The sequence below is a fragment of the Streptomyces sp. CoH27 genome (genome assembly GCF_020181035.1).
GTDB lineage: Bacteria > Actinomycetota > Actinomycetes > Streptomycetales > Streptomycetaceae > Streptomyces > Streptomyces camelliae.
On sequence record NZ_JAIQYY010000018.1, the window covers coordinates 161,609 to 173,630 of the forward strand.

11 protein-coding genes are annotated in these 12,022 nt (G+C 70.8%); 6 read left to right on the forward strand and 5 right to left on the reverse strand.

All coding sequences use genetic code 11. The annotated features are described in order from the left end of the window. From efeB to LE548_RS29030, 4 genes are all read left to right on the forward strand, one after another. Positions 1-1,284 (forward strand): iron uptake transporter deferrochelatase/peroxidase subunit, encoded by a 1,284-nt coding sequence (efeB, locus tag LE548_RS29015; RefSeq protein WP_225099912.1) that lies wholly within the window; start codon positions 1-3, stop codon positions 1,282-1,284. A 143-nt stretch (positions 1,285-1,427) separates the two neighbouring features. Continuing rightward, entirely contained in the window at positions 1,428-2,363 is a 936-nt protein-coding gene (gene pheA / locus LE548_RS29020) for a prephenate dehydratase (protein WP_225099913.1), read from the forward strand. 562 nt (positions 2,364-2,925) lie between these two features. Next, positions 2,926-4,203 (forward strand): serine--tRNA ligase, encoded by a 1,278-nt coding sequence (gene serS / locus LE548_RS29025; protein WP_225099914.1) that lies wholly within the window; start codon positions 2,926-2,928, stop codon positions 4,201-4,203. Continuing rightward, positions 4,200-5,000 (forward strand): HAD family hydrolase, encoded by an 801-nt coding sequence (locus LE548_RS29030; protein WP_225099915.1) that lies wholly within the window; start codon positions 4,200-4,202, stop codon positions 4,998-5,000. Before serS ends, LE548_RS29030 begins: the two co-directional genes overlap by 4 nt. Before the next feature lie 339 nt (positions 5,001-5,339). On the opposite strand, the gene LE548_RS29035 is transcribed toward LE548_RS29030, so the two are convergent. The 5 genes from LE548_RS29035 to LE548_RS29055 all read right to left on the reverse strand — a co-directional run bounded on the left by LE548_RS29035 (position 5,340) and on the right by LE548_RS29055 (position 9,181). Beyond that, complete coding sequence (locus LE548_RS29035; protein ID WP_225099916.1) at positions 5,340-5,600, reverse strand: hypothetical protein; 261 nt, start codon at positions 5,598-5,600, stop codon at positions 5,340-5,342. 79 nt (positions 5,601-5,679) lie between these two features. Continuing rightward, complete coding sequence (locus tag LE548_RS29040; protein ID WP_225099917.1) at positions 5,680-6,399, reverse strand: ABC transporter permease; 720 nt, start codon at positions 6,397-6,399, stop codon at positions 5,680-5,682. Positions 6,400-6,409: 10 nt separating this feature from the next. After that, the gene (locus LE548_RS29045; protein ID WP_225099918.1) at positions 6,410-7,321 is read right to left on the reverse strand and encodes an ABC transporter ATP-binding protein; all 912 of its coding nucleotides are present in this window, start codon (positions 7,319-7,321) and stop codon (positions 6,410-6,412) included. Beyond that, positions 7,318-8,226 carry an ABC transporter permease subunit gene (locus LE548_RS29050; protein ID WP_225099919.1) on the reverse strand — a complete coding sequence of 303 codons (909 nt, stop codon included), beginning with the start codon at positions 8,224-8,226 and terminating at the stop codon, positions 7,318-7,320. Before LE548_RS29050 ends, LE548_RS29045 begins: the two co-directional genes overlap by 4 nt. After that, the gene (locus tag LE548_RS29055; protein WP_308030729.1) at positions 8,216-9,181 is read right to left on the reverse strand and encodes an ABC transporter ATP-binding protein; all 966 of its coding nucleotides are present in this window, start codon (positions 9,179-9,181) and stop codon (positions 8,216-8,218) included. Before LE548_RS29055 ends, LE548_RS29050 begins: the two co-directional genes overlap by 11 nt. 247 nt (positions 9,182-9,428) lie before the next feature. On the opposite strand from LE548_RS29055, the gene LE548_RS29060 reads away from it, so the two are divergent. Further along, positions 9,429-10,271 carry a M24 family metallopeptidase gene (locus LE548_RS29060; RefSeq protein WP_225099921.1) on the forward strand — a complete coding sequence of 281 codons (843 nt, stop codon included), beginning with the start codon at positions 9,429-9,431 and terminating at the stop codon, positions 10,269-10,271. Further along, complete coding sequence (locus LE548_RS29065) at positions 10,268-12,022, forward strand: SDR family oxidoreductase (RefSeq protein WP_225099922.1); 1,755 nt, start codon at positions 10,268-10,270, stop codon at positions 12,020-12,022. The genes LE548_RS29060 and LE548_RS29065 overlap by 4 nt, the downstream gene beginning before the upstream one ends.

The window sequence follows — 12,022 nt, forward strand, 5'->3', positions numbered from 1 at the left end:
ATGCCCGACCAGTCCATCCCCCAGACCCGAACCTCCCCCGAGGCGGCGGAGGAGCCGACGTCCGCCGGGGGCCGGGGCGTCTCCCGGCGCGCGCTGCTCGGCACCGCGGGCGCCACCGGGCTCGTGCTCGGCGCGGCAGGCGGTGCCGTGGGCTACGCCGCCGCGCCCGCCCCGGCCACCCCGCTGTCCTCGGTGGGCTCCGACCGGGCGACGTTTCACGGGAAACATCAGCCCGGCATCACCGAGGGCCTCCAAGCGCGCGGCCATCTCGTCGCCTTCGACCTGGCGGCGGGCGCCGGGCGCAAGGAGGCCGCGGCCCTGCTGCGCCGCTGGTCGACGACGGCCGAACGGCTGATGGCCGGCGAGGCCGCGCCGCACGACGACACCGACGTGGCCCGTGACGCGGGCCCCTCCGCGCTGACGATCACCTTCGGCTTCGGGCACGGCTTCTTCGGCAGGACGGGCCTGGAGAAGCAGCGGCCGAGCGCGCTGGACCCGCTGCCGGACTTCTCCTCCGACCAGCTGGACAAGGCACGCAGCGACGGCGACCTGTGGGTGCAGATCGGCGCGAACGACGCCCTGGTCGCCTTCCACGCCCTGCGCGCGATCCAGAAGGACGCGGGCGGCGCGGCCCGGCTGCGCTGGCAGATGAACGGCTTCAACCGCACCCCGGGCGCCACCGCGCACCCCATGACGGCCCGCAACCTCATGGGCCAGCTCGACGGCACGCGCAATCCGAAGCCCACCGACTCCGACTTCGACCAGCGCATCTTCGTACCCGCCTCGGGCGAGCCCGCCTGGATGGCGAACGGCTCCTACGCCGTCGTACGCCGCATCCGCATGCTCCTGGACGACTGGGAGAAGTTGTCGGTGGCGGCCCAGGAGGCGGTCATCGGGCGGCGGAAGTCCGACGGGGCGCCGCTGTCCGGGGGCGACGAGACGACGCCGATGGACCTGGAGAAGGCCGACGCCAAGGGCCAGTACGTCGTCCCGCTCAACGCGCACGCCCGGATCACCCGGCCCGACAAGAACGGCGGTGCCGCGATGCTGCGGCGCCCGTTCTCCTACCACGACGGCTTCGAGGCGGACGGCACGCCCGACGCCGGTCTCCTCTTCGTCTGCTGGCAGGCGGACCCGCTGCGCGGCTTCGTACCGGTGCAGCGCAAGCTCGACCGGGGCGACGCGCTGTCGCAGTTCATCCGGCACGAGGCGAGCGCACTGTTCGCGGTGCCGGGCGGGGCGGCGAAGGGCGAGTACGTGGGGCAGCGGCTGCTGGAGGGCTGATCCGACGCGGCCCCTGGAAGGGCGCATCGAAGCCGAAGGAAAATACGGCCTTTCTGCTGCTTTTCCTGGTTCAAACCACCCGGTCGTGTGGCTCTTGTGAGACACCCGCGCCGAGGCAGCCTGCGGCCATTAGGGTGAGGGACATGCCAGCGAGCTATGCGTATCTCGGCCCCGAGGGCACCTTCACCGAAGTGGCCCTGCGGACGCTCCCGGAATCGGCCACCCGGGAGCTGATCCCGTACGTGTCGGTGCAGTCCGCGCTGGACGCGGTGCGGGTGGGCGAGGCCGAGGCCGCGTTCGTGCCGATCGAGAACTCCGTCGAGGGCGGGATCACCACCACGCTGGACGAGCTGGTCGCGGGCGAGCCGCTGACCATCTATCGCGAGGTGCTGCTGTCGATCACCTTCGCGCTGCTGGTCCGGCCCGGCACGAAGCTCACGGACATCAAGACGGTCTCCGCCCACCCGGCCGCCCAGTCACAGGTGCGGAACTGGCTGCGGAACAACCTCCCCGACGCCGCCTGGGAGTCGGCCGCCTCCAACGCGGACGCCGCCCGTCTGGTCCAGGAGGGCCGCTACGACGCCGCTTTCGCCGGCGAGTTCGCCGCCTCCCGGTACGGCCTTGAGGCCCTGGAGACCGGGATCCACGACTTCCCGGAGACCGCGCAGACCCGGTTCGTGCTGGTCGGCCGCCCCGCCCGGCCCGCCGCGCCGACCGGCGCCGACAAGACCTCCGTGGTGCTGTGGCAGCGCGACGACCACCCCGGCGGCCTGCGCGACCTGCTCGGCGAGTTCGCCTCGCGCGGCATCAACCTCATGCTGCTGCAGTCCCGTCCAACCGGCGCCGGGATCGGCAACTACTGCTTCTGCATCGACGCCGAGGGCCATATCTCCGACCGGCGGATGGCGGAGGCGCTGACAGGGCTGAAGCGGATCTGTCTCCAGGTGCGCTTCCTCGGCTCCTACCCGCGCGCGGACATCACGCCGGCCGAGGCCCCGGCGACCCGGCAGGGGACGTCGGACGAGGAGTTCGTGGCGGCGGCGGACTGGGTGGCGCGCTGCCAGGACGGCCGGTTCTAGCCAGTCCTACCTGCATATCATCGTTATCCACAGGAGTTATCCACAGGTCCGCTTCTCGACCTGGGGACAAGTCGACAAGCGTGCGCGAGTCGGTCGACAAATCGTCCCTCAGGGCCCCGATGCCGCCACCGGGCCGCACCTCACCCTTCGTCCACTCGTTTCCTTTGATTCATCTTTTGGGGCGACCGCTTTCCACCCGAAAGTGGGTGTCACCCAGGTTTGCCCTGGGAATTCTTCAGTTCGCCGCACACTTCCGGAGTGATCAATTCCGAAGTCCACAGATCTTCCACACAGCCTGTGGATAACTCTTGAGAGGGTGTGGATTCCTGTGGACAGTGAGGCCGCGAAGTCCCGTTCTCCACAAGGAAATCCGGTCAACCGGGCATCAGGGGCCTGCTCCGTCCCAGGGAATGAGACATTTTCGCTTGACGCGCTTCTGGCGTGTACTTACACGTTCCGCAATTTACGCATAACGGAACGTAAGCATCGAAATAGTGGCTGATCGGAACTCCACCGAATAGTGATTCGTGAGCGGCGAGCCCGCACCGGTAGCCTTGACCTCGTGATTGACCTTCGCCTGCTTCGTGAGGACCCCGACCGTGTGCGCGCGTCCCAGCGCGCCCGTGGAGAGGATGTCGCGCTCGTCGACTCCCTCCTGTCTGCCGACGAGCGGCGCAGGTCCTCCGGCGTCCGCTTCGACGAGCTGCGCGCCGAGCAGAAGCAGCTCGGCAAGCAGATCCCCAAGGCCACCGGCGACGAGAAGGCCGAGCTGCTGAAGCGTGCCGAGCAGCTTAAGGCCGACGTCAAGGCCGCCGACGCCGAGCGCGACGCGGCCGACGCCGAGACGCAGGAGCTGCTGCTCCGGCTCGGCAACCTCGTCCACCCCGACGTGCCCGTCGGCGGCGAGGAGGACTTCGTCACGCTGGAGACGCACGGCACGATCCGGGACTTCGGTGCCGAGGGCTTCGCGCCCAAGGACCACCTGGAGCTCGGCCAGCTGCTCGGCGCGATCGACGTCGAGCGCGGCGCCAAGGTTTCCGGCTCCCGCTTCTACTTCCTCACCGGCGTCGGCGCCCTGCTGGAGCTGGCCCTGGTGAACGCGGCGATGGCCCAGGCCACCGCGGCCGGCTTCACGCCGATGCTCACCCCGGCGCTGGTGCGCCCGCAGTCCATGGCGGGCACCGGCTTCCTCGGCCAGGCGGCCCAGGACGTCTACCACCTCGACAAGGACGACCTGTACCTGGTCGGCACCTCCGAGGTCGCCCTCGCGTCCTATCACATGGACGAGATCATCGACGCCGACCGGCTGCCGCTGCGCTACGCGGGCTTCTCCCCGTGCTTCCGCCGCGAGGCCGGCTCGCACGGCAAGGACACCCGGGGCATCTTCCGGGTGCACCAGTTCGACAAGGTCGAGATGTTCTCGTACGTCGACCCCGAGGACTCCCAGAACGAGCACCGGCGTCTGCTGGAGTGGGAGAAGCAGTGGCTGACCTCGCTGGAGCTGCCGTTCCGCGTGATCGACGTCGCCACCGCCGACCTCGGCTCCTCGGCCGCCCGCAAGTTCGACTGCGAGGCGTGGATCCCGACCCAGGGCAAGTACCGCGAGCTGACCTCGACCTCGGACTGCACCGAGTTCCAGTCCCGCCGCCTGTCGATCCGGATGCGTGACGGCAAGCAGGTCAGGCCGCTCGCCACGCTCAACGGCACGCTGTGCGCCGTACCGCGGACGATCGTGGCGATCCTGGAAAACCACCAGCTGGCCGACGGCTCCGTCCGGGTCCCCGAGGTGCTGCGCCCGTACCTGGGCGGCCGGGAGGTCCTGGAGCCGGTCGCCAAGTGACCGGTTTCCCGTACCGACTGATCGCCACCGACCTCGACGGAACGCTCCTGCGCTCCGACGAGTCGGTCTCGCAGCGCACGCGTGACGCGCTCGCCGCGGCCACCGCGGCGGGCGCCGCGCACATCGTCGTCACCGGCCGCGCGGTCCCGTGGACCCGGCACATCCTGGACGACCTCGGCTACGACGGCCTCGCCGTCTGCGGCCAGGGCGCACAGGTCTACGACGCCGGCGCGCACCGCCTGCTGACCTCGGTCACCCTGGACCGTCAGCTGGCGGGCGTGGCCCTGGCCAAGATCGAGGCCGAGGTGGGCCCGCTGTATCTCGCGGCCAGCCGGGACGGCCTGGACGGCGAGGTGCTGGTGGGTCCGGGGTACGCGGTCACGGGCAGGCTCCCCGCCACCCCCTTCACGGACGCGTCCGACCTGTGGACGGCGCCGCTGAACAAGATCTACATACAGCATCCGACGCTGTCCGACGACGAGTTGGCGCAGGCGGCCCAGCGCGCGGCCGGCGGCTTCGTCACCGTGGCCATGGCGGGCGAGGGCATCGTGGAACTGCTCCCGCTCGGCCTGTCCAAGGCGACAGGGCTGTCTCTGGCGGCCCGCCGTCTGGGCCTGAAGGCGGCCGACACGATCGCCTTCGGCGACATGCCCAACGACATCCCGATGTTCGCCTGGTCCTCCCGGGGTGTGGCGATGGCCAACGCCCACGAGGCGCTCCGCGGGGTGGCCGACGAAGTGACCGCCTCCAACGAGGAGGACGGCATCGCGGTGGTGCTGGAGCGGTTGCTGGGCTGAAGGCTGGGAAGGCGGCCGCGCGGGCCGACCGCTGTGGGCAATCGTTCCGCAGGGCGGAACGGGTGGGCACAGCCTGCAACGCGGGGCGCCGACATGACCAACCCCGGCTGAAGACCGGCCGTACCACAGCGGCAGCGCCTCGCGGCCGCCCCGGGCGGTTCCTGTGGCTCCACGGCGGGGTAACTACACCGGAGCCGACCCCGGACCGCCCTGTCGGGAGCTGGGCGTACTGCCGTGCATGGACATCGCCCACCTCCACTCCCGGATCGCGGCGCCGGGACATTCCCGGCGGATGGGCTGCAACCACTCTGCCCCGCCGCCGAGTTGGACGCCACCGAATTACCGGCGGCGCCATCTGCGCCGCCGGGCCTTGCTGAAGAACCAGCCCGCCGGCGGCTCGTCGGAGCGCCACGGCTGCGGCTCGGGCTCCTCGGCGCGCCAGCGGGCGGCGAGCATACGGGCCCGCGCCGACGGCTCGGAGGTCTCGGCGCCCCGGATGAACTCCTCGTCCAGGACGAGCCCGTCCAGCCCGTCCAGCCCGTCCCGGACGTCGCCCTCAAGGCGCCCGTGCCCGTCGTGTGCGGGTATCTCCTCTGCCATCGACGACCTCCTAGCCCTACGTCCTGCTTTGTCCAGTGTGCCCGGCCCGGTGTGAAGCCCCCGTCAAGCGGCCGGAGGCCTACTCCTCGCCCGTGAGCTTCAGTGCCCGCAGCTTCTGGCCGGCGTACCAGGTCGCCAGCACCGTGACGACCACCAGCAGCACGGTGGCCGTCGGCAGGCCCACGTAGGACGTCACGAGGTCCCCGCCGGCCACCTTGTGGGCGACGGCCAGCGACCACTGCTGGACGCTGAGCGTGCGCGCGCCGGGCACCAGGGAGCCGAACAGCGCCTCCCAGACCAGCGCGTAGACCAGTCCGAAGACCACCGCGTGCCGGGAGACCGTGCCCAGCAGCAGGAACAGCGCCGAGTAGGCGATGGAGGAGACCAGCGCGGCGACCGTGTAGGCGACGGCGATCTGCTGGCCGTTGCCGTTGAGGATCAGGCCCGCGATCAGGGTCGGCACCGCCGAGAAGACCATGGTCACGGCGATGGCGACGATCAGCTTGGTGAAGATGATCGCGGGCCGCTTCAGCGGTTTGGACAGCAGGTAGACGACGGAGCCGTCGTCGATCTCGGGGCCGATCGCGCCCGTGCCCGCGATGACGCCGATGATCGGCACCATCGTCGCGATGGCGAAGCCGCCGAGGACGTCGGACGCGGTCTGGTCGTCGGCTCCGGTCAGGGCCCGCACGGCCACGGAGAGCACGATCAGGAGCAGCGGCAGCGCGCCGAGGATGAGGGCCCGGCGACGGCCGAGCAGGGCCCGGTAGGTGAGCCGGGCGACGGTGGGGTCGTACATCTTCGGCCTCCTACGCCGCGACCAGGTACGAAAAGACGGACTCCAGGGACTCGTCGGACGGCGAGACCGTGAGGAGCCGGATGCCGTGGTCCCGGGCGACCTTCGGCAGCAGGGCGGTGAAGCGGCCGAAGTCGACGGCCTGGACGCGCAGCGCGCCCTCGCTGTGGTCGACCTCGATGCCGGCCGTCGAGGGGTCGGCGATCAGCGCGGCCGCGAGGGCGCGGTCGTCACTGGAACGCACCAGGTAGCGGTGCGGGCGGTCGGTCATCAGACGGCGGATCTTACGGAAGTCGCCGCTGGCCGCGTGCCTGCCGGCGACGACGACCTCGATGTGCCGGGCGAGCTGCTCGACCTCTTCGAGGATGTGCGAGGAGAACAGCACCGTGCGGCCCTCGTCGCCCATCTTCCGCAGCAGATCCATCAGTTGCATGCGCTGACGCGGGTCCATGCCGTTGAACGGCTCGTCCAGCAGGAGCAGCGAGGGCTCGTGGACGAGGGCGCTCGCCATCTTCACGCGCTGGCGCATGCCCTTGGAGTACGTGGCGATCTTGCGGTCCTGCGCGTACTCCATCTCGACCGTGGCGAGCGCCCGTTGGGCCGCCTTGTCGCCCAGGCCGTGCAGCTCGGCGTTGGCGACGACGAACTCGCGGCCGGTGAGGAAGTCGTACATCGCCTCGCGCTCGGGGACGATGCCGATGTGCCGGTAGATCTGCTCGTTGCGCCACACCTGCTGTCCGTCGAGGGTGACGGTGCCGGTGGAGGGGGCGAGGAAGCCGCCCATCATGTTGATCAGGGTGGACTTTCCGGCGCCGTTGGGGCCGAGCAGGCCGGTGACGCCGGGTCCGATGGTCATGGTGATGTCGTTGACGGCGACCACGTTGCCGAACCAGCGGGAGACGTGGTCGATGACGAGCGTGGTCACAGTCCCACCTTCTTGTAGCGGCGCATCAGCAGGCCGTAGCTGCCGGCGATCAGGGCGAGCACGACCAGGACGTAGACCACGCCCTGTCCGGCCGACGGGCTGACGCCTCCGGGATTACGGGGGGTCGCGCCCAGGAAGGCCGACTGGACGCCGTCGATGAGGGTGACCGGTGAGAACAGGCCGATCCACGGGATGGCGCTCGCGTGGTTGTGCACGTCGGAGATGGCCTGGAGCGTGGAGACGGCGCCGTAGGAGATGATCATCACGGCGATCACGGCGGCGATGCCGAAGCCCCGGCGCGGAGTGACGGCGGCGATGACGAGGCCGATGCCGGCGAACAGCAGGGAGAGCAGCGCCACGGAGACCAGTCCCTCGGCGAATTCCTTCGTCTGGTGGGCGAAGCCCAGCTTGGCCAGCAGCGCGCCCACGTACATCACGAGCAGGGGGGCGCCGGTGAGGATGAAGATCGCCGAGGCGAGTGCCGCGAACTTGGCGCGGACGTAGTCGGCGGTCTCGATGGGCCGCGAGAAGTACAGCGGTACGGTCTTGAAGCGCAGGTCGCGGGAGACGGACTGGGGTGCCTGGGAGGCGACGTACAGGCTGATCACGGCCTGCAGCAGGATCGCGTAGCGGGTGTAGGCGACCGGCAGTTCGTGCGCCTTGGTGAAGACCGCGACGGCCACCATGATGGCGGCGGGCACGCACATCACTGCGAACAGCAGCATCGGCAGCACCTTGGACTTGGCCGAGCGGCCGAGTCCGTAGGCGCCGCGCAGGGACTGCGCGAACAGCGAGCGGCGGGCGTAGGCGCGGCCGAGGCGGGGGCCGTCGTAGCCGCGGTAGCCGATGTCGTGGATGCGGGTCTGGTCGCCGGCGGGGGCGGCCAGGGGGTGCTCAACCGCCATGGACGGCCTCCTCCTTGCGCTGCTCGTCGCTGTCCCGGAAGACCTCCGAGATGTGGTGCCGGCGCTGCTCCATGCGCACCAGGCCGAGGCCGAGGTCGGCGACGACGTCCCGGACGAGGTCGTAGATCTCCTCGCCCTCGGCGGTCAGCAGCAGGATGTGTCCCGCGCCGGGGAGCCCCGCGCCTTCGCCGTGGCTGTCGACCCCGCGCGCGTGGAGCGCCTCGCGGACCGCGCGGGTGCCGTCGGGGTGGGTCTCGCTGTCGGTGACCTCGATCGCGAGGGTCGTCGTGGTCTGGGTGAAGTCGGTGGTGGAGCTGGAGCGCAGGAGCTTGCCGCCGTCGATGACGACGACGTGGTCGCAGGTGCGCTCCAGCTCGCCCAGCAGGTGGGAGGTGACCAGGACCGAGATGCCGAAGTCGGTGTGGATGCGGCGGATCAGGCCGAGCATGTCGTCCCGGCCGACCGGGTCGAGGCCGTTGGTCGGCTCGTCCAGGAAGACCAGCTGCGGGTCGTGCACCAGCGCCTGGGCGAGCTTCACCCGCTGCTTCATGCCGGTCGAGTAGCCGCCGATGGGGCGGTAGCGCTCCTCGTACAGGCCGACGTGGCGCAGGGTGTCCGCGGTGCGTTCGCGGGCGGCGGTGGGCGGCAGGCCGGACATGCGCGCCATGTGGACGACGAACTCGGTGGCCGAGACGTCCGGTGGCAGACAGTCGTGCTCCGGCATGTACCCGACGCGCTCGCGGATGGTGCCGCCCTTGGTGGCGACGTCCAGGCCGAGCACCTCGGCACGGCCCTCCGTGGCGGGGGACAGCCCCAGCAGGATCTTGATCAGGGTGGACTTGCCGGCGCCGTTGGCTCCGACGAGTCCGGTCACACCGGCTCCGATGTCCACGGACAGCCGGTCGAGAGCGGTCACCCGGGGGAACCGCTTGCTCAGGCTTTCGGTCGCGATCACAGTCACGCCTTCGACCGTAGTGATTCAGGACACGCCGGTCGTCAGACCTCAGAGCCGTCTTGGCGTCAGACCCAGGTATTACGGGGCCCTAGGGGATGCCCCACCGAAGGGTTACCGAGGGTTTTCCACAGCCTGACATCCCTCCTATTGACGCCGCCTCTAACAACTGTCACATTCACCGGTGTCAAGTTACGGACGCGTACCGCAGCCGATGGGACGAATCGGCGGCACGACGGGACGGGGCGGCATGACGACGGCAGTGAGCAGCGAACTCTCCGTGGAGCTGCGGGGGTTCAGGCGGGTGCAGCGCCTCGCCTACGAGTGCGCGGAGGCGGTCGCGGCGCGGCTGGAGCCGGGCGTGACCGAGCGCGAGGCGGCGCGGATGCAGCGCGAGTGGCTGCGTGAGCGCGGGGTGCGGGACTGGTTCCATCTGCCCTTCGCGTGGTTCGGCGACCGCACCGCGTTCGTGAACTTCCGCATACCCCTGCAGTTCTTCCCCACCGACCGCGCCCTGGCGCCCGGGATGCCGTTCATCCTGGACATGGCACCGGTCTACGAGGGATACACGGCGGACATCGGCTACTCGGGCTCCCTCGGGGTGAACCCGGTGCAGGACCGGCTGCTGGCCGACCTGGAGGCACACCGCGAGCTGATCCTGCGCGAGGTGCGCGAGCGGCGCCCGCTGCGCGAGATCTACGAGGACGTGGACCGGCTCATGGTCCGCCAGGGCTACGCCAACCGGCACCGCGCGTACCCGTTCGGGGTGATCGCCCACAAGGTGGACCGGGTCAAGCAGCGCCGTTTCTCCCCGCACCTGTTCGGGTTCGGCACGCAGTCCCTGAAGGGTCTGGCCGCCGACGCGCTGCACGGCCACCGCGAGGGCTGGTCGCCCCTGTGGTCGCCGTACCGCTTCTCGGACCACCCGCCGCGGCCGGGCCTGTGGGCGGTCGAACCCCACCTCGGCTTCCGGGGTACGGGCGCGAAGTTCGAGGAGATCCTCGTGGTCACCGACTCCAAGGACCCCGAACAGAGCGCGTTCTGGCTGGACGACGATCTGCCGCACGTGCGGCGCTGGGCGGAGGAGAAGTGACACTGGAAGGGGCGCGGGAGCGCCGCATAGCCACCGGCGGGGTCGAGCTGTGCGTGGCCGAGCTGGGCGATCCGCAAGCGCCGACGGTGGTGCTGGTGCACGGCTACCCGGACAGCAAGGAGGTCTGGTCCGAGGTCGCCGTCCGCCTCGCCGGCCGCTTCCACGTGGTGCTGTACGACGTCCGCGGCCACGGCCGCTCGACGGCACCGAAACCGCTGCGCGGCGGATTCACCCTCGCCAAGCTCACCGACGACTTCCTGGCCGTGCTGGACGCCGTCAGCCCGGACCGGCCGGTGCACCTGGTCGGGCACGACTGGGGTTCGGTGCAGTCGTGGGAGTTCGTCACGGTGGGCCGCACGGAGGGCCGTATCGCCTCCTTCACCTCGATCTCCGGCCCGTCCCTGGACCACTTCGGGCACTGGATCAACGCGCGCGTGAAGCGTCCGACACCCCGCCGGGTGGGCCAGCTGCTCGGCCAGGGCGCCAAGTCCTGGTACGTGTACCTGCTGCACACGCCCGCCCTGCCCGAGCTGGCCTGGCGCGGCCCGCTCGGCAAGCGCTGGCCGGGCATCCTGGAGCGGGTCGAGAAGGTCCCCGGCGGCGACTACCCGACCGCGTCCCTCCCCTCCGACGCGGCGCACGGCGCCTGGCTGTACCGGGACAACGTCCGCGCCCGGCTGACCAGGCCCCGCGCCGACGCGTACGCACACGCGCCCGTGCAGCTCATCACGCCCCAGGGGGACGCGTTCCTCTCCGAGCGGCTCTACGACGACCTGGAGCGGTGGGTGCCCCAGCTGACCCGCCGCACGCTCCCGGCCCGGCACTGGGTCCCGCGCACCCGGCCCGACCAGGTCGCCTCCTGGATCGAGGAGTTCATCATGTCCGTCGACGGCGGCCGTCCCGAGCCGGAGGCCACCGGCCGTCACGCCGCCCGGTTCGGCGGGCAGTTGGTGCTGGTCACCGGCGCGGGCAGCGGTATCGGCCGGGCCACGGCGTTCGCCTTCGCGGAGGCCGGGGCGCGCGTGGTCGCCGTCGACCGCGACGCCGAGGCCGCCGCCCGCACCGCCGAGCTGTCCCGGCTGATCGGCGCGCCCGAGGCCTGGGCGGAGACCGCCGACGTCTCCGACGAGCAGGCGATGGAGAAGCTCGCCGAGAAGGTGCACCGCGCGTACGGCGTGCTGGACGTGCTGGTCAACAACGCGGGCATCGGCCTGTCCGGCTCCTTCTTCGCCACGACGACGGACGACTGGCGCAAGGTCCTGGACGTGAACCTGTGGGGCGTGATCCACGGCTGCCGGCTCTTCGGCACGCGGATGAGCGAGCGCGGCCAGGGCGGCCACATCGTCAACGTCGCCTCCGCGGCGGCCTACCAGCCCTCCCGCGCGCTGTCGGCCTACAGCACCTCCAAGGCGGCGGTGCTGATGCTTTCCGAGTGCCTGCGCGCCGAACTCGCCGGTCAGGACATCGGGGTGAGCGCGATCTGCCCCGGGTTCGTCAACACGAACATCACCTCCACGGCCCGCTTCGCCGGCGTCGACGAGGCGGAGGAGCGCCGCCGCCAGAGGAACTCGGCCCGGCTGTACGGCATGCGCAACTACCCGCCGGAGAAGGTGGCCGCGGCGATCCTGGACGCGGTGAGCCGCGACAAGGCGGTCGTCCCGGTGACCCCGGAGGCCCGCGGCGCTCACCTCATGTCCCGTTTCCTGCCGGGGGCGTTGCGGCGCATCGCGCGCGTGGAGCCGAGGCTGTGA

Coding starts and splice junctions, on each gene's coding strand:
- efeB (WP_225099912.1), top strand. CDS start 1: ATGCCCGACCAGTCCATCCCCCAGACCCGAACCTCCCCCGAGGCGGCG.
- pheA (WP_225099913.1), top strand. CDS start 1,428: ATGCCAGCGAGCTATGCGTATCTCGGCCCCGAGGGCACCTTCACCGAA.
- LE548_RS29035 (WP_225099916.1), bottom strand. CDS start 5,600: ATGGCAGAGGAGATACCCGCACACGACGGGCACGGGCGCCTTGAGGGC.
- LE548_RS29040 (WP_225099917.1), bottom strand. CDS start 6,399: ATGTACGACCCCACCGTCGCCCGGCTCACCTACCGGGCCCTGCTCGGC.
- LE548_RS29050 (WP_225099919.1), bottom strand. CDS start 8,226: ATGGCGGTTGAGCACCCCCTGGCCGCCCCCGCCGGCGACCAGACCCGC.
- LE548_RS29060 (WP_225099921.1), top strand. CDS start 9,429: ATGACGACGGCAGTGAGCAGCGAACTCTCCGTGGAGCTGCGGGGGTTC.